Annotated in this window: 20 protein-coding genes and 1 pseudogene; 15 read left to right on the top strand and 6 right to left on the bottom strand. The window is 68.5% G+C overall.

Going from position 1 to position 24291, the window contains the following annotated elements:
* The first annotated feature begins 119 nt into the window (after positions 1-119).
* A complete protein-coding gene (locus KTR9_RS06530) occupies positions 120-2495 on the top strand; it encodes a protein kinase domain-containing protein (protein WP_044506087.1) in 2376 nt (791 codons plus the stop codon).
* 14 nt (positions 2496-2509) lie between these two features.
* On the opposite strand, the gene KTR9_RS06525 is transcribed toward KTR9_RS06530, so the two are convergent.
* Positions 2510-3271: an IclR family transcriptional regulator gene (locus KTR9_RS06525; RefSeq protein ID WP_014925735.1), complete on the bottom strand. Its 762-nt coding sequence runs from the start codon at positions 3269-3271 to the stop codon at positions 2510-2512.
* Positions 3272-3425: 154 nt separating this feature from the next.
* On the opposite strand from KTR9_RS06525, the gene KTR9_RS06520 reads away from it, so the two are divergent.
* The 7 genes and pseudogenes from KTR9_RS06520 to KTR9_RS06490 all read left to right on the top strand — a co-directional run bounded on the left by KTR9_RS06520 (position 3426) and on the right by KTR9_RS06490 (position 10747).
* The gene (locus KTR9_RS06520; RefSeq protein ID WP_014925734.1) at positions 3426-4700 is read left to right on the top strand and encodes a DUF6986 family protein; all 1275 of its coding nucleotides are present in this window, start codon (positions 3426-3428) and stop codon (positions 4698-4700) included.
* Positions 4697-5512 (top strand): bifunctional allantoicase/(S)-ureidoglycine aminohydrolase, encoded by an 816-nt coding sequence (locus KTR9_RS06515; RefSeq protein WP_014925733.1) that lies wholly within the window; start codon positions 4697-4699, stop codon positions 5510-5512. The genes KTR9_RS06520 and KTR9_RS06515 overlap by 4 nt, the downstream gene beginning before the upstream one ends.
* A gap of 36 nt (positions 5513-5548) precedes the next feature.
* Positions 5549-6211, top strand: a complete 663-nt coding sequence (locus KTR9_RS06510; protein ID WP_044507658.1) for a response regulator transcription factor — start codon at positions 5549-5551, stop codon at positions 6209-6211.
* A gap of 235 nt (positions 6212-6446) precedes the next feature.
* Entirely contained in the window at positions 6447-7661 is a 1215-nt protein-coding gene (locus KTR9_RS06505) for a sensor histidine kinase (RefSeq protein ID WP_014925731.1), read from the top strand.
* A 115-nt stretch (positions 7662-7776) separates the two neighbouring features.
* Positions 7777-9168, top strand: coding sequence for an MFS transporter (locus tag KTR9_RS06500; RefSeq protein WP_014925730.1), 1392 nt, complete (start codon positions 7777-7779; stop codon positions 9166-9168).
* A gap of 9 nt (positions 9169-9177) precedes the next feature.
* A pseudogene (locus tag KTR9_RS06495) lies at positions 9178-10102 on the top strand (TAXI family TRAP transporter solute-binding subunit).
* A gap of 33 nt (positions 10103-10135) precedes the next feature.
* Positions 10136-10747, top strand: a complete 612-nt coding sequence (locus KTR9_RS06490) for an LGFP repeat-containing protein (protein ID WP_014925727.1) — start codon at positions 10136-10138, stop codon at positions 10745-10747.
* 20 nt (positions 10748-10767) lie between these two features.
* On the opposite strand, the gene KTR9_RS06485 is transcribed toward KTR9_RS06490, so the two are convergent.
* Both KTR9_RS06485 and KTR9_RS06480 read right to left on the bottom strand, forming a co-directional pair.
* Positions 10768-12204, bottom strand: coding sequence for an HNH endonuclease (locus KTR9_RS06485; RefSeq protein ID WP_044506083.1), 1437 nt, complete (start codon positions 12202-12204; stop codon positions 10768-10770).
* Positions 12205-12331: 127 nt separating this feature from the next.
* Entirely contained in the window at positions 12332-12724 is a 393-nt protein-coding gene (locus tag KTR9_RS06480; RefSeq protein WP_014925725.1) for a winged helix-turn-helix transcriptional regulator, read from the bottom strand.
* Between the two features lie 97 nt (positions 12725-12821).
* On the opposite strand from KTR9_RS06480, the gene KTR9_RS06475 reads away from it, so the two are divergent.
* Together KTR9_RS06475 and KTR9_RS06470 are read left to right on the top strand one after the other, a co-directional pair.
* Complete coding sequence (locus KTR9_RS06475) at positions 12822-13220, top strand: hypothetical protein (protein WP_044506078.1); 399 nt, start codon at positions 12822-12824, stop codon at positions 13218-13220.
* Between the two features lie 158 nt (positions 13221-13378).
* On the top strand, positions 13379-13786 hold the full coding sequence (locus KTR9_RS06470; protein WP_044506076.1) for an STAS domain-containing protein: 408 nt from the start codon (positions 13379-13381) through the stop codon (positions 13784-13786).
* Between the two features lie 13 nt (positions 13787-13799).
* Here KTR9_RS06470 and KTR9_RS06465 read toward each other — a convergent pair whose 3' ends face one another.
* Positions 13800-14564 (bottom strand): alpha/beta fold hydrolase, encoded by a 765-nt coding sequence (locus KTR9_RS06465; protein ID WP_044506074.1) that lies wholly within the window; start codon positions 14562-14564, stop codon positions 13800-13802.
* Between the two features lie 97 nt (positions 14565-14661).
* Here KTR9_RS06465 and KTR9_RS06460 point away from each other — a divergent pair, with 97 nt between their 5' ends.
* On the top strand, positions 14662-15276 hold the full coding sequence (locus tag KTR9_RS06460) for a TIGR03086 family metal-binding protein (RefSeq protein WP_044506073.1): 615 nt from the start codon (positions 14662-14664) through the stop codon (positions 15274-15276).
* Here the strand turns inward: KTR9_RS06460 and KTR9_RS06455 are convergent.
* The gene (locus KTR9_RS06455; RefSeq protein WP_014925721.1) at positions 15273-15995 is read right to left on the bottom strand and encodes an aspartate/glutamate racemase family protein; all 723 of its coding nucleotides are present in this window, start codon (positions 15993-15995) and stop codon (positions 15273-15275) included. The genes KTR9_RS06460 and KTR9_RS06455 overlap by 4 nt on opposite strands.
* A gap of 21 nt (positions 15996-16016) precedes the next feature.
* Positions 16017-17528, bottom strand: coding sequence for an NCS1 family nucleobase:cation symporter-1 (locus tag KTR9_RS06450; RefSeq protein WP_014925720.1), 1512 nt, complete (start codon positions 17526-17528; stop codon positions 16017-16019).
* A 247-nt stretch (positions 17529-17775) separates the two neighbouring features.
* Between KTR9_RS06450 and allB the strand changes: the two genes are divergently transcribed.
* The 4 genes from allB to KTR9_RS06430 all read left to right on the top strand — a co-directional run bounded on the left by allB (position 17776) and on the right by KTR9_RS06430 (position 24284).
* Positions 17776-19149 carry an allantoinase AllB gene (gene allB / locus KTR9_RS06445; RefSeq protein ID WP_014925719.1) on the top strand — a complete coding sequence of 458 codons (1374 nt, stop codon included), beginning with the start codon at positions 17776-17778 and terminating at the stop codon, positions 19147-19149.
* A gap of 72 nt (positions 19150-19221) precedes the next feature.
* Positions 19222-21570: a helicase-associated domain-containing protein gene (locus KTR9_RS06440; protein ID WP_014925718.1), complete on the top strand. Its 2349-nt coding sequence runs from the start codon at positions 19222-19224 to the stop codon at positions 21568-21570.
* A 55-nt stretch (positions 21571-21625) separates the two neighbouring features.
* Positions 21626-22558, top strand: a complete 933-nt coding sequence (locus KTR9_RS06435; RefSeq protein ID WP_044506070.1) for an oxygenase MpaB family protein — start codon at positions 21626-21628, stop codon at positions 22556-22558.
* A gap of 55 nt (positions 22559-22613) precedes the next feature.
* Entirely contained in the window at positions 22614-24284 is a 1671-nt protein-coding gene (locus tag KTR9_RS06430) for a DNA repair helicase XPB (protein WP_014925716.1), read from the top strand.
* Positions 24285-24291 lie beyond the last annotated feature (7 nt).

Raw genomic sequence — 24291 nt, 5'->3', positions numbered from 1 at the left:
GCGCCGTCATCCGGTTGAAGGGTGCCCCGGGCCCCTCCGGTTTCGGTATCGTCCCTGCATACGTCTGCGAGAGCAGTCATTTGGAACCCGTCGGGCCAAGTCCAGGAAGAGGTGACGCCGTGCCGTTGAGTCCCGGCACCCACATCGCCGGTTATCGCGTGGTCTCTCAGCTCGGCGCGGGCGGTATGGGCGAGGTGTACCTCGTCGAGAACCTGCAGCTGGAACGACGCGAAGCCCTGAAGGTCATCTCCACGGCGGTCAGTGCGCAGCCCGGCTTCAACCAGCGCTTCACCAACGAGGCACGCACCACCGCGAAACTCGACCATCGCAGCATCATCACCATCCATCAGTACGGGATCTCCGACGGCTCGCCGTGGTTCTCGATGAGCTACGTCGACGGCAAGGACCTCACCGAGGAGCGCCTGACGCCGGCCGAGGTGTCCACGGTCGTCACCGAGGTCGCCGACGCCCTCGACTACGCGCACCGCCACCACGTGGTGCACCGCGACATCAAGCCCGCCAACATCCTCGTCACGCGAGACCCTGCGACGAGCGTCGTCGAACGCGCCTTGGTGCTCGACTTCGGCATCGCCAAACTCGCCGGCTCGGCCAACCTGACCGGCACTCATTCCTTCATCGGGACGGTCGCCTTCTCGGCCCCGGAGACTCTCGAGGGTGCCGACGCCACGGCGCGGTCGGACCAGTACTCGCTGGCCTGCACCGCGTACGCCCTGCTCGCCGGACAGCCTCCCTTCGTGGGGCAGTCCGAGCCCTCGGTGATGCTGGGACACATCCAGCGGCCTGTCCCTCACATCGGCCAGCTGCGCGGCGACCTCGCCCAACTCGACCCGGTGTTCCAGCGCGCGTTGTCGAAGAACCCCGCGGCCCGCTACCCCGACTGCCGCAGCTTCGCGGCCGCGCTGAAGTCCGCTCTCGATTCGCCTGCGGCGCAGGGAAACACGATGGTCGCCGGCTCGGTGCCACCGCCCACCCTCGTCGGCGGCGGCACCGGCGGCCCGTCCGCCGGGCACCCCTCGGGACCCCAGCAGCACTTCGGCCCACCCCACGGCCAGTACACGCCTCCTCCGCAGGCGACGATGACCGGGCCGTCGGGGCCGCAGCCACTGATGAACAAACCGTCGGGACCGCAGCCGATGTACTCCTCGGCGCCCCACCTCTCGGGCCCGCACGCGCAACCCGGCCAGCCCCAACCCGGATACCCGGCGGGCATGCCGCCGGTCCCGCCGGGAAAGAAGAAGCGGACCGGGCTGATCATCGCCGGCGTGCTCGGCGCCGTGCTGCTGCTCGTGGTCGCGGCCGTGGTCGGGCTGGCCGTCATCGGCAGCACCGTCGACGACCCGGAGAAGGCCACCGTCGCGCAGCCGGTGGTGACCACCAACTTCGGCAGCAGCTGTGCCGTGGTCACCGGCAGCGTGCACTGCTGGGGCGACAACGACACGGGTCAGCTCGGCGACGGCACCACGACGCCGCACACCCGCCCGGTCCCGGTGACCGGCGTCTCGAACGCCACCGCGGTCGCCACCGGCGGCTACCTCACCGGCGAGAACGCCTACGTCGCGACGGCCTGCGCCATCGCCGCCGGCGATGCCTTCTGCTGGGGTAACAACCACTACGGCGAAGTCGGCAACGGCACCAGCGGATCGACGGTGGACACCGCGACGAAGGTCGGCACCATCTCCGACGTCAAGGCGATCTCCACCGGGTGGGGCACCACCTGCGCGGTCGCCGGCACCGACGCCTATTGCTGGGGCAACAACGAGTACGGCCAGCTCGGCACCGGCGGCGGCACCGACCCGGTGTCGGCCCCGACGAAGGTTCCCGGGCTCGGCGTCGTCACCGACATCGCGACCGCCTACGGCACCACCTGCGCCGTGTCGGACGGGTCGGCGTTCTGCTGGGGCGCCAACGACAACGGGCAGATCGGCGACGGAAGCACGACGGCACGCTCGGCACCGGTCAAGGTCGGCACACTGACCGACGTCACCGACATCGCCATCGGCGGCTATCACGAGGCATCCGATGACGACGACCCGAACACCAACACCAGCACCTATTTCCAGACGACCTGCGCGGTCGCCGGCGGCGACGCCTGGTGCTGGGGTTCCAACGCCTACGGTCAGATCGGCGACGGCACCAGCGAGACCCGTCAGGCACCGGTCAAGGTCAGCAACCTCAGCGGGGTCTCGGCCATCTCCACCGACTGGGGCACCACCTGCGCGGTCTCCGACGACCGGGCTTTCTGCTGGGGCGACGACGACCGCAGCCAGCTCGGCTCCTCCGGCGGTTCGGTGAAGATCCCCCGCGAGGTCTCGACACTGACCGACGTCACGTCGATCTCGACCGGCAACGGGACGTCGTGCGCGATGTCGGCGGCGTCGGTGTACTGCTGGGGATTCAACAACGACGGTCAGATCGGCGACGGCTCCAGCGGCGACGGCGCGAACCGCACGACACCGACGAAGCTCACCATCTGACCTACTTCCCGGATCTAGGTCTCCCTGGACCCGATGAGCGCCTCGGACACGGTCCCGGCCGCCGCGCGCAGCGCCCCGACCGCACGGGTACGCAGGTCGTCGTCGAATCGGGCCACCGGCCCCGAGATGCCGACCGCCATCGGCGTGGGAGCGCCGGGGACCGCGACCGCCATGCCGCAGACCCCGACCTCGTGTTCTTGTTCGTCCGTGGCGACGCCGTCCGCGCGCACCTGCTCGACGGCGGCGAACACGCCGGACAGCGACGTCACGCTCCACTCGGTGGCCGCGGTGAGCCCTGCCTGGGTGACGTGTTTGAGGATGCGCGCGTCGTCGAGTTCAGCGAGGACGGCCTTGCCCACCGCGGTGTTGTGCATCGTCACCCGACGGCCGACCTCGTTGTTGGTCCGCATGCTGTGCGGCGACGGGACCTGAGCCACGTAGATGACCATGTCCCCGTCGAGCACCGCGAGACTCGCGGTCTCGCTGAGCTCGCCGACCAGCGAGGCGAGGACGGGCGCGGCGACTGCGCCGAGCTGCCGATTGGCCACCTCACCGAGCCGGATGAGCCGGGGGCCCAGGGCGTATGACCGATTCGGGAGTTGCCGGACGTAGCCGATCCCCACGAGCGTCCGCAGCAGCCGGTGAATGGTGGGGGGCGGCAGCGGCGATTCCGCCGACAGATGACTCAGGGAACACTCGCCGCCGGCGCGCCCGATGAGTTCGAGCAGCTCGAATGCCCGCTCGACGGACTGCACACCGCCCGAGTTCCCCGCCATCGCCACCTCCACAGTCCGACATCACGCTACGTTCCATCATGTGAAACCACAATCGGCGGGCATTCCGCTCCAGGAGTGGTGGCTGGCACCTGATCTGCAGTAAACTCCGCCCTGCGGAATTCTTTTTCCACCAATCGTCATTAGGGGGCGCCTCGTGAGTGTGCAACCCGGCCGCCTCGGTGCGGCCTTCCTCGCCGAGGTCGAGGCCACCCTCGCACCGGCAGACGCCGTCCTGTCCGATCGGTATCCTGGCGACGACGGGAGCCGGCAGCCGGTCCACACGGTCTACGTCCCCGCCGACCGGTACTCAGCGGATCTGGCCCGGGACTGGGGACGGGCGGCGCTGGACACGGCTGCCGATCACGGCGGCCTCGCCGCCATCGCCCGCTCGACCGTCGCCCACACCGACTCGACCGCATCCGCGCTCGCGGATCTGGTGGAGGGCAAGCTGCGCACCGAGCCCGTCGAGGACCTCCGTATCGACTTCGAAGACGGCTACGGCGTCCGCTCCGACGACGAGGAGGACGCGGCGGTCGACGCCGCCGTCGCCGCGATCCGGGCGGCCGGCGACGCCTCGCCGCCGTTCCTCGGCATCCGTTTCAAGTGCTTCGAGGCCGACGTCCGAGCCCGCGGCCTGCGCACCCTCGACCTGTTCGTCGCCGGTCTGGCGGAGACCGGCGACCTCCCGGCGGGGTTGACGCTGACGCTGCCCAAGGTCACCTCGACCGATCAGGTCGTCGCGATGGTCGGCGTCGCCCGCGAACTCGAGCGAGTTCACGGACTGCCCGACGGCCGCATCGGTTTCGAGATCCAGGTGGAGACCCCCCAGGCGGTCATGGGCGTCGACGGCACGGCGGCCGTCGCGCCGATGATCCACGCCGGCGAGGGTCGGGTGACCGCTCTGCACTACGGGACCTACGACTACTCGGCGTCCCTGGGTATCGCCGCGGCCTATCAGTCGATGGAACATCCGGCCGCCGACCACGCGAAGGCCGTGATGCAACTCGCGGCGGCGGGCACCGGCGTGCGGTTGTCGGACGGATCGACGAACATCCTCCCGGTCGGCGACCCAGATGCCGTCGAGGCCGGCTGGGCGTTGCACGCGCGGCTGGTCCGCCGCCATCTCGAACGCGGCTTCTATCAGGGTTGGGATCTACACCCCGCTCAACTGGTCACCCGCTTCCTGGCCACGTACGCCTTCTACCGTGACGGATTCGACTCCGCCGCAGTGCGTTTGCGCAACTACGCGCATCGGATCGAGTCGTCGGTACTCGACGAGCCCGCGACGGCCCGCGCACTCGCCGGTTTCATCCGACGCGGCGAACTGTGCGGCGCGCTGACCGTCGACGAGGTCGAGAACGCGACCGACCTGCCCATCGCGAAGGTGCGCGAGATCGCACTCCCCCACTCACAGAGGACAACCCGATGAACACGACGCCGTACTACACCCCCGCCGGTGGACTCCCGCCGCAGACCGACCTGCTGAGCGACCGCGCGGTCGTCACCGAGGCGTACACGGTGATCCCGCGCGGTGTGCTCCGCGACATCGTCACGTCGGTCTTCCCGGAGTGGACCGACACCCGCGCATGGGTGCTCAACCGACCGGTGCCCGGCGGTGCGCAGACCTTCGCGCAGACGATCGTCGAGGTCGCCCCGGGCGGCGGATCAGATGCGCCGGAACCACAGTCGGCGGTCGAGGGCTTCCTCTTCGTCACCGCCGGCGCGCTGACCGTGACGGTCGCGGGCGAGGACCACACACTGACCGACGGCGGATTCGGCTATCTGCCCGCAGGTACCCCGTGGTCGGCGCACAATCGCGGCGACGTCCCCGCATCCTTCCACTGGATTCGCAAGCGCTACGAGCCCATCGCGGGTCACGAGCCGTCGCCGAAGTTCGGCAACGAGCGCGACATCGAGCCCTCCCCGATGCCCGACACCGACGGCGCCTGGCGCACAACGAGAATGCTCGACCCCCAGGACCTCGCCTACGACATGCACGTCAACATCGTGACCTTCGAGCCCGGTGCGTCGATCCCGTTCGCCGAGACCCACGTCATGGAACACGGCCTCTACGTCCTGGAAGGCAAAGCCGTCTACCGGCTCAACGAGGACTGGGTCGAGGTCCAGGAGGGCGACTACATGTCCCTGCGCGCCTTCTGCCCGCAGGCCTGCTACGCCGGCGGGCCGTCGAACTTCCGGTACCTGCTCTACAAGGACGTGAATCGGCAGATCGTGCTCTGAGGGGCTGGCCAAGGCCGCTGTCGTACCGTGGACCCGATGCGTATCGCGGTGGTGGAGGACGACGACGGGGTCGGTGACGCCCTCGTCGACGCTCTGATCGAGGTCGGACACGAACCCCGGCGAATGCGACGCGGTGCCGACCTCCTCCTCGGTCACCGCGGATTCGACCTCGCCCTGCTGGACCTCGGCCTACCCGACGAGGACGGACTGACCGTACTGCGCCGGTTGCGGACCGTCAGCGACATTCCGGTCGTGGTGCTCACCGCGCGACAGGACGAGCGGTCGGTCGTGCGGGCCCTCCGTGGCGGCGCCGACGACTACGTGGTCAAACCGGCGCGGCTCGGCGAGCTGATGGCGCGGCTGGAGGTGGCCGCCCGTCGGCGTGTGGCCGACGCGCCGGTCACCACGGAGCGACGGGTCACGACCGGCGACATCGTGGTCGACCTCGATGCGCGGCTGGTCACCGTGGGCGGCGCCGAGGTCGCGCCGACGCCCAAGGAGTTCGAACTGCTCGCGCACCTGGTCACACGCCGCGGTGAGGCGGTGAGCCGCGAACAGTTGATGGACGCGATCTGGGGCGACGCCCACGTCGCGATCTCCCGTAGCCTCGACGTCCACATGACCGCACTCCGGGCGAAGCTCGGGAGGCCCGGCGTGATCGAGACGATCCGCGGGTACGGCTACCGCTGGGGTTCCTGAGCGATGTGGCGGCGTGTGCTGCTCGTGCTCGTCGCCTATTCGGCGATCGTGGTTCTCGGCTTGGCCATTCCTCTCGCGACGACGGTGAGTCGTGAACGGCTGCAACGGTTCACCGAGAGTCGTACCGCATCCGCAACCTATTTCGCCGACCTCGCCGATCGGGAACCGGAGACGCGGGGGGCCAGAACTGCAGCGGGCCGTCGAACGCTACCGCGACCTCTATGGCGAAGGTGTCGTGGTCGTCGACCGGGCCGGTACGACGCGGGCCGCGGCCGGGCTCACCGCCGACTCGCCGGAGGTCGCCGAGGCCGTGTCCGAGGCGTTGCGCAACCAGCGAACCCGGATCGCGTCGGGATTGACACCCTGGTCGCCCCCGTCGGCACTGGTGGCCATGCCGATCGGCACGGGCACCCAGGTCGACGGCGCGGTCGTCATCGCGGCGTCGACGTCGGAGGCGAGACGCGACGTCGCCCGGACCTGGTCGGTGATCGGCGGTGGCGCCATCGCGATGCTCGTGGTGGGGTCGGTGATCGCTGTTGCGCTGTCGCGCTGGACTGTTCGCCCGCTCACCGCCTTGACGACACGGGTGCGATCGCTGCGCGCGTCGGTCATCGACCGTGTTCCCGGAGCGAGCGAGCCGAGGCCGAGCGAGCCCCGCGATCACCGGGCCACCGGCCCGCCGGAGGTTCGCGAGCTGGCCCGCATCTTCGACGCGATGGCCGACGACGTCGAGACCGCCACAGCCGCCCAGCGCCGCCTGGTGGCCGACACCGCGCACGCACTTCGTAACCCCCTCGCAGCGGTCAGATTTCGCCTCGACACTCTCGGCCTCGGCCTGACCGGCCGAGCGCTCGAATCGCATCAGAAGACCCTGGTGGAGATCGATCGGCTCGACCGCATCGTCGAGGACCTGCTGGTCCTGGCCACCGCCGAGGCGCGGCCCGCCGGCTCCGCCACCGGCGTCTGCGATGTCGGCGCCGTGCTGGTCGAGCGCCACGACTTCTGGGCGGGTGCGCTCACCGACGCCGGACTGTCGGCGTCGATCGCCCTGCCGTCGGGGCCCACTCGGACGACGATCGCGGCGCTCGACGAGGACGACCTCGTCCGCGCGATCGACGTCCTGCTGAGCAACGCGGTCAAGTACGCCGGGCCGGCCGCGTCCGTGGAGCTGGGCTGCCGGCCGGAGGGAGCGCGGATTGACATCTGGGTCGCCGACACCGGTCGTGGCGTGACGGAGGCCGAGTTGCCACGCGTGACGGAACGGTTCTTCCGTGCCTCGACCGGCGGCGGACCCGGCTCCGGACTCGGATTGTCCATCGCGCGGGCGCTGGTCGAGGGTGCCGGGGGCGAACTGACGGTGAGTGCCGGACGACCGGCGGGACTTCGGGTGGACCTGTGGATCCCGGCCGCGGACGTGGTGTCGAGTGCCGCGGCGGACGACCAGTCCTAAGGGAGTGTTAGGAAACCGCGATCGGCTTGGGTTGAGCCTGTGACTGCCTTCACAGTGTTAGGGGCACCGACGCCGGACCGGGTCGGGTGCACGTTCGACGATCTGGAGGACACCGATGACCGACTCGCCCACCCGGCACCCCGCGGACGCACGGAGCGCACCGCCGAGTTCGTCGCCCGCAGCCACCCGCCGCGCCGTGCTCAACACCTTGCGCGGGTCCTCCGGCAACCTCGTCGAGTGGTACGACGTCTACGTCTACACGGTGTTCGCGACGTACTTCGAGAGCCAGTTCTTCGATCCGGCCGACAAGAACTCGACCGTCTACGTGTACGCCGTCTTCGCCGTCACCTTCCTGATGCGGCCGGTCGGCTCCTGGTTCTTCGGCCGGTACGCAGACCGTCGGGGCCGACGCGCGGCGCTGACCTTCAGCGTGTCGTTGATGGCCGCGTGCTCCCTGGCCATCGCGCTGACACCGGGGCGGGAGTCGATCGGCGTGTGGGCGGCGGTCATCCTGGTGCTCTGTCGATTGGTGCAGGGATTCGCCACCGGCGGTGAGTACGGCGCGTCGGCCACCTACATGTCGGAGGCGGCCACCCGCGAGCGACGCGGCTTCTTCTCGTCGTTCCAGTACGTGACGCTGATCGGCGGACACGTGCTGGCACAGCTGACCCTGCTCGTGATGCAGGTGTTCCTCGACAAGGACCAGATCTCCGACTTCGGTTGGCGCATCGCGTTCCTCATCGGCGGCGTGGCTGCCGTCGTCGTCTTCTGGCTGCGCCGCAGCATGGACGAGTCGCTTACCCCGGAGCAGTTGGAGGCCGTCCGCAGCGGGGCCGACTCCGAGTCCGGATCTATTCGTGAACTCGTCCTGCACTACTGGCGCCCCCTGCTGGTCTGCTTCCTGGTCACCATCGGTGGCACCATCGCCTTCTACACCTACAGCGTCAACGCGCCGGCCATCGTCAAGACGGCGTACGAAGACCACGGTCGCACCGGGACCTGGATCAACCTCATCGGATTGGTGTTCCTGATGATGTTGCAGCCGATCGGCGGGATGATCAGCGACAAGGTCGGGCGCAAACCGGTCCTGATCTTCTTCGGCGTCGGCGGTGTCCTGTACACCTACGTCCTGATCACCTATCTGCCCCAGACCACCTCGGTGGCTGCGTCGTTGACCCTGCTCGCCGTCGGCTATGTGATCCTCACCGGCTACACCTCGATCAACGCGATCGTGAAGGCCGAACTCTTCCCGTCGCACGTGCGGGCCCTGGGAGTCGGTCTCGGTTATGCGCTTGCGAACTCCGCGTTCGGCGGCACCGCACCGTTGATCTACCAGGCGGCCAAGAACGGCGGCCACGTCCCCTGGTTCATCGCCTACGTCACCGCGGTGATCGCGGTGTCGCTGCTGGTCTACGTGTTCGTCCTGCGCAACAAGGCGGAGACGCCACTCGACCGCGAACAGGGTCGGGCCTTCGTCGACGCCGAGGTCGTCGCGCGGCGGGCCTAAGGTGACACCATGTCGTTTGCGCTCGGGCCGGTGGATCGGCGGACCGTGCTCCGCGGGGGTTGTGGCCTGGGTGCGCTGATTCTCCTGTCCGCCTGCGGAACCGAGCGCGGCGCGCCGGTGCGGCTCGCGGCGGGAGAGTCCGGGGGTTTCTTCTGGGAGTTCGCCGGCCTCCTCGCGGCGGCGGCCGACCGATCCGGCGCGCCGCCGGTCCGCCCTCGGCAGTCCGGCGGCTCCGCCGAGAACCTCGATGCGCTGGCGGACGGTTCCGCGGAACTCGCCCTCAGCCTCAGCGACACGGCCGTCGAGCGCGCCGATCCACGGCTCACAGCTCTCGGGTGCGTGTACGAGAACTACTCCAGGTGGCGGTCCGCGCCGATGCACCCATCGCGACGGTCGCCGACCTGCGCGGGCGGGTGGTGAGTGTCGGAGCGCCCGGTTCCGGTGCCGCGGGACTCTCCGAGCGGGTTCTCGCCGCGGCCGGTCTCGCTCCCGACCGCGACATCCGGCCGGTCCGGCAGACGATGCGCGATGCCGGCGCCGCGCTCGCCTCGGGAGCGGTCGATGCCGTCATGTGGGCGGGCGGTCTGCCGACGCCGGCCTTCACCGACCCGCGCGTACCGATCGCCCTGCTGGATCTCGGCGGCGTGGTGGCGGCCCTGCGACGACGGTTCGGACCCGCGTACGAGCCCGTGCGCATCCCGGCCGGCATCCGGCGGTCACCACCGTCGGGGTCGCCAACCTCCTGCTCGCTCGCCGAGACGTGCCGGACGCGACCGCCGCGGCGATCGTCGACCTGCTGCTCGACGAGTCCGCCCACCTCGTGCCGGCTCAGGCGATCGGCAGTCAGTTCCTCGACGCACAATCGTTGATCCTCACCGGATCCGTCCCCCTGCACCCGGGTGCCGCGGAAGAGTACCGTCGTCGGCACGGCTGAGCCACCGGCCTGTTCACACACTAGGGTGAGCGCATGAAGCAGGTGGCATCCCGTCGCGCCGAGTTCGTTGCCGGACTGTTCGTGGTCACGCTGATCGCCGCCGGTTGCGGCACCTCAGACACCGACGACTCGTCCTCCAGCGCGTCGGCGACCACCGTTGTCGCGGAGGATGCGGCACCCACGCCCACCGAGACGACGGTGATGGGTGAGGACGACGTCGAGGTGACCCTCACCGGCCCGCTAGCCGTCAAGTACGGCTCGGCGACGGAGGCACAGCGGGCAGCCCTGGGCAAACCGCTGACCGGGGATCACAACGCCGGAACCCGCGAGAGTGGCGTTGTGTACCAACAGTTTCGCGGCGGAGTGATCATCGCGAAGAACAGCAACCCCGCAACGCCCGGGTACATCGTCACCTCCGGCAAGATCCGGGACGCATGGAACACCGAGCGCGCACCGGACGGCACACCGCTACTCACCGGCACCAACGGCTCGGCCGGGCCTCTCGGCGTGCCCACGAGCGACGTGACAGTCGACGGTGACCTCGAGGTGGTGACCTTCGAACACGGCGAGATCTCCGAAAACACGACGACCGGTGAGGTGACCGTCACGGTCAACGGCAAGACCGTGCCCTCAGGCCTGAAGTAAACCCTGCCCGACACTGGCACTCACGCCGCCGCGTCCACAACCTGGTCCCGGCGAGAACTGTTGCGTTCCTTCCATTCCCATACCGCGTAGAGCACCTCGGTGGTGTACCCCAGACCCATCCGACCCCCACCGACCGGGACCGTCGCGTTGATCCCTATTCCAGGGTTCGGTTGCCACCCAGCCGGTCTCACAGTCGGTGGCGCCACCTCGATCTCGCCACCGTCCGGGCGGTGAAACGTGAACCGTTGCTGACCGTGCGCGGTGATCGAGAACTCACCTCGATGCAACGACCGATGACATGACCCGCACAACAAGATCAGATTGTCCGGATCCGTCCGCCCACCCACCGACCACCACCGCACATGATGAGCATGCAGATGACGCGTCCGACCACACCCCGGCATCTGACAACACCGATCCCGCACAAACAACGCCCGCACCAACGCCTTGTTCGGCGTCCGCTTCCTACGCCCCACACCCAACAACGCAAGCTTCCCCGGCTGCCCGGGAACCCTGCGACTCACCACATCTCGAATCGACGCACCGCACCGCGCCTCGGCCACCTCGACCTCAGACAACGCCGGACCATCATCGAGATGAGCCTGCTCCACCCCCTCACCGGCATGAATGAGGATCTCCGCACCCGGCGCTACATCAGGCATCGCTATCCCGTCATGCACCATGTCGGCCATCGCCACCACCGCCGGCGCCACATTCGACGGCACCTTCCGCCACAGATCCCGACGCCGCGACGGAACCACCTCCAATTCGCCGTCACCCGACTCCGGTTCGGTGTTCCGCGGAACACTCGCAGCGGTAGGCAGATCCGGATCGTCGCAGGTCCGGGTGCGTTCATACTCTGCGCGTACCGCACCGGCCAGAAACCGCGCGCCATCCAACGGACTCAACCTCAACGACACCGACAACGACCCGTCAGCATTCCACTTCCACCGGCCCGTCGACTCCTTCGGCGGCCGACCCTCCTCGGCGACGCCACGATCACGATCGATCTGGCCCATCGCCCGCACCGCCCGATCCAACTGACTCGCAGTGCACGACAGCGCCACATTCACCAACTCCCGCTCACGCTCCGGCGTGGCCACCCGCGTCAAGGCGCGCACCTTCGAATACGTCAGTCGACCTTCATGAAAAGCCTTGCGAATCATGGGTAATTCTCGTATCGCTTTTGCGATTCGCACATGCTCATGCGCCGTTCGCGATGCAATGCCGGCCTTCCACGACAACCAGTGCGCCAGTGAGTGAATCCCCGGTCCCCGCCACGAGTCCCGCTCAGCCAATTCCGCCACCAGGTCAAGGAAATCCGCGGTCAGCGCAGTGATCTGCGCGGCATACCCCAGCACCCGCCCCTCGAGCACCTCATCAGGCAACGACACTGGATCCGCACCATCGAACGTCGACGACACATCCCCACCCGAACGAAAAGCACTGACCCCCACAGCAACCCCCTGAACCAAGCGGATGGAACAGGACAAATGTATCGCCCAGCACCGACAACTCCCCGAGCCTTAACCCAAACTTCAGAGTGTTCCGCGGAACACTTCGCCGATCGGCGGTACCCGCGAGTCAGCTCGCCACTGCCCCCGGGCGAGCGATCTTCGGTTCGATGACCTCGGTCGCGTAGTTCTTCCCCCACTCGTTGAGCGCCGACACGAACGGGCCCAGCGCCTGCCCCTGTTCGGTGAGCGAGTACTCGACCCTGGGCGGGACCTCCGGGAAGGCGGTGCGCTGCACGATGCCGTCGCTTTCGAGTTCACGAAGCTGGCGGGTGAGCACTCGGGGCGTCACCGGACCGACCGCCCGCCCCAGAGCGCCGTACCTCATCGGCCCCTCGAGGAGGTTCTTGACGATGGTCATCTTCCAGGAGCCGCCGAGAACGGCGACGCTCACTTCGACCGGACACACCTCGTAGGCACGTCGAACCGGGTCCCGCAGGGTGGGCTCGCCCTCACTGTCCATCGTCGACCTCCCGAAGGCTTTCTCATGGACATTCTCGTCCATATGGACAATATTGTGCATACTACCGCCGATGCACGTATTGCGTTAGACAGAAGTCATGCACAATTCCGTCGATCGACGCGAGAGCGCTTCTGCAGACCGCGACTTCACACGTTTCACGTCCCCGACAATCCGGGCGTGGCTGGGCTCGATCGCGGTCCTGGCGACGCCGGCGACCGCCTCCCTGTACGACCTGGGCACTGTGCCCGGGTGGGTCGGGACGGGCTGCGCCGGAGCGGTCCTGACGCTCACCCATCTCGGGCTGCAGTGCCAGGCCGCGATACTCGTCTTGCGGGACGGTCGATGGCTCCCGGCCGTGCTGGCCGCGGCACTCTGCGCCGCGACGCTGATCGCGCTCTATCTGATGGCGTTCCACCACGCCGCGGGGTGGTATCTGCTGCTCATCGGTGTGGTGGCGGTGGCCGCGTACTCCGCCACCGTCGGCCCGCGCGCATGAGGCTTCCCCGTGGCAATCCGTATCGCGTACCGCGCCGAACGCCATACCGAGAGACACACCGAAGGCACCGGCGAAGCCAACTGCCGTAGCCGCACAGGCGAATCTCGATGCGCTGCCATTTCACCGATGGGCGATGTCGAGCGGACAGGGAGCGCTACATGAAGGCAGACAGGTTCGAACCGGTGGTCGTCGACGATGACCACGACGCCGCCTCAGCAGGTCGCGTTCTGGCGGTGATCTCCACGAAGCGCGATCAGCTCGTCATCCTGACCGCTCATGGCAGCATCGATCTGCTCACCGTTCCACGGTTCGGCGCAGCCGTTCTGGAAGCGGTGAGCGAGCAACCCCGCGGACTGATCATCGATCTCACCGCCACCGACTTCCTCGCATCCTCCGGCATCGCTGCGCTCCTCGCCGCGCGCGCGGCCGTCACCCCGAGCGGCCGGTTCGGTGTCGTCGCCGAGCATCCTGCGGTCACGCGGCCCTTGCGGCTGTCCGGGCTCGATCAGACACTCGGCCTCCACCCCTCGATGGCGGACGCCTTCACGGCGATGACCCAGGACTGACGAGAAGCTGCGCTCATTCCTCACTCAAGAACTGCACGATCACCGCATTCACCGCCTGAGGCGCCTCGATCGGGATGAGGTGCGTCCCGGGGATCACGGCCAACCGGGCTCCCGGTATGGCGGCGGCGACGTCGCGGCTGTGCTCGAGAGTCACCTCGTCTCGATCGCCCTGCATGACCAGGGTCGGTGCGGTGATCGCCGCCAGATCGCCGAGATCGATCTCGGGCTCGGAGTTGATCATCGACATCGTCTTGTCGAACACGACCTGGAAATGGTCCGCCCCGTCCGGGGATTCGGACGCGTACTCCGCCGCGAAGAAACCCATCAGCTCGTCGTCGGCGGTGTCGAGTGCATCGAGAATGCCACCGACGGCACGCCCTGAACTGTTGTAGTACTGACCGATCAGGACCAGATGACGGACCAGATCGGGCCGGCGCAGCGCCACCAGCACACCCACGACCGCACCATCACTCCACCCGACGATCTCGGCGGGGCCGTCGACGACCTCGTCGAGATACGCGATCGTCTCCTCGGCCATGTCCGCATAGTGGAACTCGTCCATCACGTCCGGGCTGTGGCCATGGCCGTGCCGCTCCGGAGAGAACACCTTCCACCCCGCCTCGACGAGGGCAGGCACCTGCCCGCCCCACGACGACGCGCCGGAGAAGGCGCCGTGCAGCAGGACGACGGGTCGGCCGTCCCCCTGGATCTCATGCCAGACACGGGTTTTCGGCTGGGGATGACTGATGGTCGTGTACTCGCGTATCGGAGAGGTCACCCGGTCAGAGTACGGGCACATCCGGTGCGCCACCGATGAGAAACCGGCGTCGGGCGGGTCAGCCCCGATGAGTGCTCACACCACGAGAGGGAGTCCCATGCCCACCGACACCACCCAGTCGCGATCGATATCGGCGGCCGCCGATCACATGCTTGCAATAACCGCCACGATCGCCGACACCGACCTGGACCGCCCGACACCATGTCCCGGCATGGACCTCGCCGCGCTGCTGGCCCATGTCGACGGCCTGTCGCAGGCGTTCGCGGCCGCGGCGCGCAAGGACTTCGGCCCGTTGACCTCCACGCCGCCGGACCCGGGCCAGAACCAAAGCCACCTGCCGGCCGAGTGGCGAGACGACCTGCGTCATCACGTGCACGACCTCGCGACGTCATGGGACGACCCGGACGCCTGGGAAGGCATGACCCAGGCCGGCGGCGTCGAATTGCCCGCCGAGATCATGGGACGGGTCGCCCTATCGGAACTGGTGCTACACGGCTGGGACGTCGCACACGCCGCGGGTGTCCAGTTCGACGTCCCCGATGAGATCCTCCAGGTCGTCTTCGACCTCCACCACCCGCCCCAGCCGCAGGACGAGCGCGAGGGCATGTTCGGACCGGTGGTCCAGGTGCCCGACGACGCACCGCTCGTCGACCGGCTCGCCGGCCTGACCGGCCGGGATCCGCGGTGGCCGCAGGAAACTCCCCAGCGCTAGCGGTTGAACGGCCAGCCGGTGATCTTCTTCTCCCGCGGCGGGGCGTAGGTCCGGACCTTGGACGTCGAGAGTCCCATCCGGACAAGCCCTTCGGCGATGGTGACGGCCGACCGAACGCCGTCGACGATCGGGACCCCGGTTGCCTCGCGGACCTGCTCCTCGAGCCCTGCCATCCCGCCACACCCGAGGCAGATCACCTCGGCGTGGTCGTCGACGACGGCGCGGGTGGACTGTTCCACGATCGCCTTGACCGCCCTGTCGGGGTCCGACTCGAGTTCCAGCACACCGAGTCCCGACGCCCGGACCGAGGCGCAGCGCTGGTCGAGGCCGGCGAGCTTGAGCCGGTCCTCGATGAGTGGGACCGTCCGGTCCAGCGTCGTCACGACCGAGAACCGGTGTCCCAGGTACATCGCCGTCGACGCCGCGGCTTCGGTGATGTCGACGACGGGGACCTCGAGGAGTTCCTGTAGTCCTTCCCGCCCGTGTTCGCCGTAACCCGCCTGGATCACGGCGTCATACGGGTCGGGATACGCGAGGACCGCGTCCATCACGGCGAGGGCGGCGAGGTAGGACTCGAAGTTGCCCTCGCACGAGTCGGCGCCGAAACGCGGTGTGATGCCGACGATCTCGGTCCCCGGCGAGGCGACCGAACGCGCCGAGTCGGCAATGGCCTCGGTCATCGACACGGTCGTGTTGACGTTGGCGACGAGGATGCGCACGGTGATGTCCTCCTTGAGCGATCAGTGGGTGCTGGCGACGGAGATCGGCTCCCCCGACACCTCGGCGAACGGTCCACGACGGTCGGCGACCGCCAGGTAGACGACCGCGCCGAGACCGGCGCCGATGAACCAGGAGAACTCCGAGACCACCTCGAAGGCCGGAACAAAGGCCATCACCAGGGCGATGGCGGCGGTCGGTACCAGTGCGGCGATCGCCCGCGGGTTCACACCGTTGCGGTAATGGTAGGCGCCGTCCGGCGCTTCGGTGAACAACGCGGGCACGTCGATCCGCGAGCGGCGGACGAGCCAGTAGTCGGCCATCACGATGCCGAACAGCGGGCCGAGTAGCGCTCCGAGTCCGCCGAGGAAGTAGTTGATCACCGCGGGTGAGTTGTAGAGGTTCCACGGCAGGATCACCAATCCGATGATCGCGGCGACGAGCGCCGCGCGCCGGAAGTCGAGATGACGCGGGAACAGATTGGACAGCGCGTAGATCGGCGCGACGAAGTTGGCCATGAGGTTCACCGCGACGGTGAGGATCAGCAGGGCCAGGCAGGCCAGCACCAAGAGGAAGGTGTTGGGGACGGTCTGGACGATGTCCGACGGCGACTCGATGACCGTGCCGTTGATCCGGAACTGCGCACCGGCCAGGACGATCACGATGCCGCCGAAGAGCAGCATGTTGAGCGGGATACCCCAGAAGTTGCCGCGCACGATGGCTTTTCGCGATTCCGCGTTGCGCGTGAAGTCGCAGAAGTTGAGGACGAAGGTGCCGTAGATCGCGACCCAGAGGCTGGCTCCGCCGATGATCTGGAGCCACATGTCCACACCGGTCAGTGAGTCGGGCGTCGACCACGCGATGGTCCAGTCGGCGTTGCCGAGCATCCAGATGGCCAGCGCCACCATCGTGATCAGGATGACCGGGCCGGCGAAGGCCTCGTAGCGACGGATCATCTCCATGCCGTAGCTGACGATGATCACCTGGATCACCCACAGCGACACGAAGGAGATCCAGCCCAGGGTCGAGAGCCCGAGGAAGCGGTTGGTGTCCAGGTCGGCGGCCCCCGGGAACAGTGCGACGAGCATGATCCGGAGCACGACGGACGCGAGGTAGGTCTGGATGCCGAACCATGCGATCGCCACACCGCCACGGATGAGGGCGGGGATCTGGGCTCCCCGGATGCCGAACGAGATGCGGCTCATGACCGGGAAGGGCACGCCGGTCTTCTCGCCCATGAACCCGGAGAGATTCAGCAGCAGGAAGAGGAAGACGCCGCCCAGCACGAGCGCCGTCAGGATCTGCCACCCACCGAGCCCGAGCGCGAAGAGTCCGATGGCGAAGGCGTAGTTGCCGAGACTGTGGACGTCGTTGGCCCACAGGGTGAAGATGTTGTAGCTGCTCCAGCGACGGCCGGCGCGGCTCGTGGGCGCCAAATCGTCGTTGTAGAGCTTCGGGCTCAACCCGTCCGGGACGGCTCCGGTGACACCGGAGGCGTTCTCACCGACGGGAATTGTGTGCTGCTCAGTGCTCATCTCTGCACTTTCGGTCGGACGGTCGACGATGACCGCGCTCCTACACTCGCGGAGTTCCGTGATGTGGAATGAAGATTCCGCGTTCGAGACAGTTAGCCTGACGATCGAGGGCGTTGTCAATAGCACGACACCGCGCTACTCGCGAGTTGAGTTCCGAAATCACAGCAGTTCATTCCATGATGAGGAATAACCTGGGTTAGTCTCTGGATCGACCCAGGATACGGCGACCAGCAAGGAGTCCCGCCCAATGACCGCAGCACCCGATGCCCCGGCCCCCTTCTCAGACACACCGTTCGACCTGGTCGTGCGGGGTGAGCAGACGCTGACCACGGCCGGCATCGTGGCCCGCGAGATCGGGATCCGCGACGGTCGGGTGGTCGCCATCGAGCCGCTCGGTAGCGGACTCGTGGGCACCGAGATCGTCGAGCTGGCCGACGATCAGGTGATGATCCCCGGGCTGGTGGACACGCACGTGCACGTCAACGAGCCCGGCCGCACCGAGTGGGAGGGTTTCGACTCGGCCACCCGCGCGGCCGCCGCCGGCGGCGTCACCACCCTCATCGACATGCCGCTCAACTCGATCCCGCCGACGGTCAACGTCGACGCCCTGGCCGAGAAGCGCGCTGCCGCGCAGGGGAAGACCCACATCGACGTCGGCTTCTGGGGTGGGGCCATCCCCGGCAACGAGAAAGACCTGCGCGGCCTGCACGACGCGGGTGTGTTCGGGTTCAAGTGCTTCCTGCTGCACTCCGGAGTGGACGAGTTCCCGCACCTGACGGCCGACGAGATGGAGGCCGACATGGCCACGCTCGCCGAGTTCGACTCGCTGATGATCGTCCACGCCGAGGACTCCCGGGCCATCGACAAGGCACCGTCACCCGAAGGTGACGAGTACCAGCGATTCCTCGCATCGCGGCCGCGCGGCGCCGAGAATCTCGCGATCGCCGAAGTGATCGAGCGCGCACGCTGGACCGGGGTCCGCGCCCACGTGCTCCACCTGTCGTCCTCGGATGCCCTGCCGATGCTGGCCAGCGCGAAGCGCGACGGTGTGAAGATCACCGTCGAGACCTGCCCGCACTACCTGACCCTGCTCGCCGAGGAGGTGCCCAACGGCGCGACGGCCTTCAAGTGCTGCCCGCCGATCCGCGAGGCCGGCAACCGCGAACTGCTGTGGGAGGGACTGCTCGACGGCACGATCGACTGCATCGTCTCCGACCACTCGCCGTCGACCGTCGATCTCAAGGATCCCGAGAACGGCGACTTCGGGGTCGCGTGGGGTGGAGTGGCGTCGTTGCAGCTCGGACTGTCGCTCATCTGGTCGGAGGCCAAGAAGCGCGGCATCGACCTGCCGCAGGTGATCGAGTGGATGGCGTCGCGGCCGGCGGATCTCGCCGGTTTGCCGACCAAGGGTCGCATCGCTCTGGGGTGCGACGCCGACTTCGCGATCTTCGAGCCGGAGTCCGCGCAGATCGTCGACGTCAACCGGCTCCACCACAAGAACCCGGTCAGCCCGTACGACGGTCGGGCACTCGCCGGCGTGGTCAAGGGAACCTGGGTGCGCGGTCAGCGGGTGGACTTCGAGACCGCCCGCGGGCGGATGCTCCGCCGCGGCGACGTCTGACCTCCCCCTGCTGCCTGAGCCCCACCCCCTGCTGCCTGAGCCCCGTCGAAGGCCGCCGGTAAGCTCGATCGAATGAGTTCGGATGACCAGCACACCGGCCTGGCCGATGAGTTGGCCGCGCGTTCCGACGACGCGCTGACCGAGCTCCTCCTCGAACGCCCCGACCTCGCCTCACCGACGCCGTCGGGCACCCGCGTGCTCGCCCAGCGGGCGTTGTCGGCGGCGTCGCTGTCCCTGGCGGGCGAGGACCTCGACGTTCTGGCCGTCGCGGTCCTCGAGGAGGTCACCGCGCGCCACAGCCGGAGCCCGAAGAAGACGAGACGCCCGTCGGTCGCCACAGTGGTCAAGGCCTTGTCCGGACGGGCCGACGCCGACGCCGTGCGGGCGCGGATCGATGTCCTCCGGCGCCGCGCGATTCTCTGGGGTGAGGACTCATCCCTGTTCGCGGGCGAGCACGTCGAATCCGCGATGCCCTGGAAAGGCAGGCATCTCACCGGACCTCTCGTCGGCCGTTCCGGCGAGGAGATCGCCGAGATGATCGCCGGTCTCGACGAGCGTCCGCTCGGCCTGCTGCAGACCCTCGCACGCGGACCGGCCCTCGGCCGGAGTCGCGACGCGGCACCCGACGCCGACCCGGAGTCCCCGGTCGCGCGCCTCATCTCGTCGGGACTGCTGGCCCGCGTCGACGACCAGACGGTCGAGCTTCCGCCGATGGTGGGCGCCGTCCTCCGTGACGAACCCGCTTGGCGCACCGATGTTCTCACGCCACCGCCGCTGCACGATCCCGGTGCGAAGCCGCGTTTCGGGGCCAAGGCGGTCGACGCTGCGGCCGGCGGCGAGGCACTCGAGCTCATCCGTCACCTCACCCAGCTGATCACGATCCTCGGGGCGACGCCGGCGGCGGTGCTGCGTTCCGGCGCTCTCGGCGTCCGCGAATTGCGACGCCTGGCGAAGCTGACCGGTCTCGAGACGCAGCGGGTCGCGTTCCTGATCGAACTCGCCGCCTACCTGCGGCTCATCGACGCAGGCTTCCCGGAACCCGCGCCGCCCAACGATTCCGGTGAGCAGTCGTTCGCGCCCACCTCCACCGCCGACACCTGGCTGCACCAGCCGCGGGAGCGTCAGTGGCTCGCACTGGCCGATGCGTGGATGCACATGCCGCGCCGAGCCTGGCAGGTCGGCGAACCCGATCGGGACGGCAACGCGTTGCCCACCCTGGCCGCCGACCTGCACGACGCCTACGCGCCGGTGCAGCGGCAGCTGATCCTGTCCACACTCGCCCACGCCGGCGCCGCGGTGGGGGTGCCGGCCGACACCGTCCTCGCCAACCTCCACTGGCACCGGCCCCGCCAGATCCGCCGGTTCAGTCGCCGCGTCGTCGGCGAAACACTGCGTGAGGCAAGGGAGTTGGGCCTTGTCGCGCACGATGCCCTGACCACGGTCGGCCACGCGTACACCGTCGAGGAATCGCCGGACTCCGACCCCGCCGACGTCGATGCCGCGGTGCTCGCCGCGATGCGCAAGGCTCTGCCCGAGCCGGTGGACCACTTCCTGACGCAGGCCGATCTGACGCTGACCGTCCCCGGCCCGATGACATCGGAACTCGCCGAACAGGTCGAGCTCGTCGCCGACCTCGAGTCCGGCGGTGCGGCGTCGGTCTACCGGGTCTCGCCGGAGAGCGTGCGCCGGGCCCTGGACGCGGGCCGCAGCAGCAACGAACTGCTGTCGATGTTCACGACGCACTCGAGAACCCCGGTGCCACAGTCGCTCACGTATCTCATCGAGGACGTCGCCCGCAGACACGGCCAGTTGCGGGTGGGCGTGGCGTCGGCGTTCATCCGCTGCGAGGACCCGACGGTGCTCGCCGCGGTGTTGCGCAGTGCGGCCGCCGAGCCGCTCGCACTACGCGCGCTGGCGCCGACGGTGGCGGTCTCGCCATCGGAGGTCCGCGACGTCATCGACCAGTTGCGGGCGGCGGGATTCGCTCCGGCAGGCGAGGATTCGTCGGGCGCCCTGGTCGATCTGCGCGAGCGGGGCAGCCGGGTCACGGTGTCGCGGGCGCGGCGTCAGAGCCAACCGCGACGCAACGCGCCGTCGGAGGCGCAGCTGCGGTCGGTGGTCACCCGCATCCGCTCGACCGACCGCGCGGCGGCGGCGACTCCGGTTCGCGGCGCGGCCTCGACGACCCCGGTCCGGGCCACGGGCGGGGGCGAATCCGCCACCGCGCTCATCCAGCTCGCCCTCCGCGCCAACCGCAGGCTGCGCGTCGGGTACGTCGACGCGCAGGGTTCGGCGAGCCGGCACGTGGTGACGCCGAAGATCCTCGGCGCGGGCCAGCTGGTGGCCGTCGAGGAGGGCAGCGACGACGAGCAGCGATTCTCGCTGCACCGGCTCACCAGTGTCGAGCTCCTCGACGCCTGAATCCGGCCGATAGAGACGTCCTGTGACAGACGTCTCATCCTTGGTAAGCTCGGGTATGACCGCGGCACGCGACCTCCCCGCAGGTGACCATCTCGACAGCTCTGTCGCCGACACCTATCAGCACGACCTCGTCGCCCGGATGAAACCCTCGCGCAAGCGTCCCCGGGTGACGCGACCGGCCGATCTGGTCACCGCCATCGGGCCATCGCTCGCCGGCGCCAACGTGATCATGCAGCTGGCCAACCCGAAGGTCGGTTACGGCGTCCACGAGAGCCGGGTGCCGTCGGGCAACGCGATCAAGCGGCCCATCAAACGCGGGCGGACCACCGGGACGTTCCTCGCCGTCGCACTGATGGGCACCGACGACGACAAGGCCTACATCCACGACGCCGTCGGTCGCGTCCACGACCAGGTGTACTCGACCGCGACGAGTCCCGTGCGCTACAGCGGGAACGACTCGCGTCTGCAGCTGTGGGTCGCGGTGTGCCTGCTCAAATACTTCATCGACCAGTACGAACTGCTCTACGGCCCCCTGAGTGCCGAGGAGAAGGAGATGGTGCTCACCCAGGCGCACCCGCTGGGCACCGCACTCAACGTGCCCCGCGAGAGATGGCCGGCGACCTACGACGACCTCCTCGTCTACTGGAACGCCGAACTGGCCTCGCTGCGGATCGACGACCCGGTCCGGGACGAGCTGCGCAGCCTCGCCGACCTGTCGTTCCTGGAGTACCGCGTGGGCCCGCTCGGCACGCTCGCGCACATCACGCTCGGATCGTCGCTCGCCTACGCGATCAAGGCCGGTCTCCCGCCGGAGTTCCGCGAGATGATGCGGTGGCGGTGGACCGAACGCGACGAGCGCCGGTACCAGCGGGCGCTCGCCGGATTCCGTCTCGTCGACCCCCTGGTGGCGCCCGTGCTGCGCGGGATCTTCCGGCTCAACCTGGTGGACCTGCGGGTTCGACGCAAGCTCGGAATCCCCGTGTTCTGACCCACATCGTGCCCCGTCGCTGACAACCGTCGGTGCTTTCTGGACAATGGACCGGGTGACCGACGGACCCCTGATCGTGCAATCCGACAAGACGCTGCTGCTCGAGGTGGATCACCCCGACGCCGCGGCGGCGCGCGCGGCGATCGCACCCTTTGCCGAACTCGAACGTGCCCCCGAGCACGTCCACACCTACCGGGTCACCCCGCTCGCGCTGTGGAACGCCCGCGCCGCAGGTCACGACGCCGAACAGGTCGTCGACGCCCTCGTGACGTACTCGCGCTACGCGGTGCCCCAGCCGCTGCTGATGGACGTCGTGGACACGATGGGGCGGTTCGGCCGGCTCCAACTGGTGAAGCACCCGGCGCACGGCCTCACCCTCGTCAGCTTCGACCAGGCTGTCCTGATCGAGGTGATGCGCAACAAGAAGGTGGCACCGATGCTGGGCGCGCGCATCGACGACGACACCGTCATCGTGCATCCGTCGGAGCGCGGTCGCCTCAAGCAGGTGCTGCTGAAGGTGGGGTGGCCCGCCGAGGACCTGGCCGGGTACGTCGACGGCGAGGCGCACGCCATCGAGCTCGCCCAGGACGACTGGCAACTGCGCGATTACCAGGAGATGGCTGCCGACTCGTTCTGGGCCGGCGGCTCCGGCGTGGTGGTTCTCCCCTGCGGGGCGGGCAAGACGATGGTCGGCGCCGCGGCGATGGCCAAGGCCGGCGCGACGACGCTGATTCTGGTGACAAACACCGTCGCCGGGCGGCAGTGGAAACGCGAACTCATCGCGCGGACGACGCTCACCGAGGAAGAGATCGGCGAGTACTCGGGCGAGCGCAAGGAAATCCGACCGGTCACGATCGCGACGTATCAGGTGATGACGCGGAAGTCGAAGGGCGAGTACCGCAATCTCGACCTGTTCGATTCGCGCGACTGGGGCCTGATCATCTACGACGAGGTCCACCTGCTCCCCGCTCCCGTCTTCCGGATGACGGCCGACCTGCAGTCGCGCCGTCGACTCGGTCTCACCGCGACCCTGGTCCGCGAGGACGGCCGCGAGGGCGACGTCTTCAGCCTCATCGGTCCCAAGCGCTACGACGCACCGTGGAAGGACATCGAGGCGCAGGGCTGGATCGCCCCGGCCGACTGCGTCGAGGTGCGCGTGACCCTGACCGACGAGGAGCGTCTGCAGTACGCGGTCGCCGAGCCCGAGGAGAAGTACAAGCTCTGCTCGACGGCACACACCAAGGTCAACGTGGTCAAGGCGATCCTCGACAAGCACCAGGGCCAGCAGACCCTGATCATCGGTGCCTACATCGATCAGCTGGAAGAGCTCGGTCGCGAGCTCGACTCTCCGGTCATCCAGGGTTCGACCAAGAACAAGGAACGCGAGGTGCTGTTCGACCGGTTCCGTTCCGGCGAGTTGCAGACCCTCGTGGTCTCGAAGGTGGCGAACTTCTCCATCGACCTCCCCGAGGCGTCGGTCGCGGTGCAGGTGTCGGGGACTTTCGGCTCACGTCAGGAAGAGGCACAGCGCCTCGGCCGGCTGCTGCGTCCGAAACGCGATGGCGGACAGGCGCACTTCTACTCCGTGGTCTCCCGCGACACCCTCGACGCCGACTACGCCGCGCACCGCCAGCGGTTCCTCGCCGAGCAGGGTTACGCCTACCGCATCACCGACGCCGACGACCTCCTCGGCCCGACGATCGGTGACACGACGTCCGCGGACTGAGCCCCCC

Origin of the sequence: Gordonia sp. KTR9 (assembly GCF_000143885.2) — a bacterium.
Taxonomy (GTDB): Bacteria; Actinomycetota; Actinomycetes; order Mycobacteriales; family Mycobacteriaceae; genus Gordonia.
Note: the sequence above shows the minus strand (reverse complement) of the source record. Positions and strands in the feature narration are given on the sequence as shown.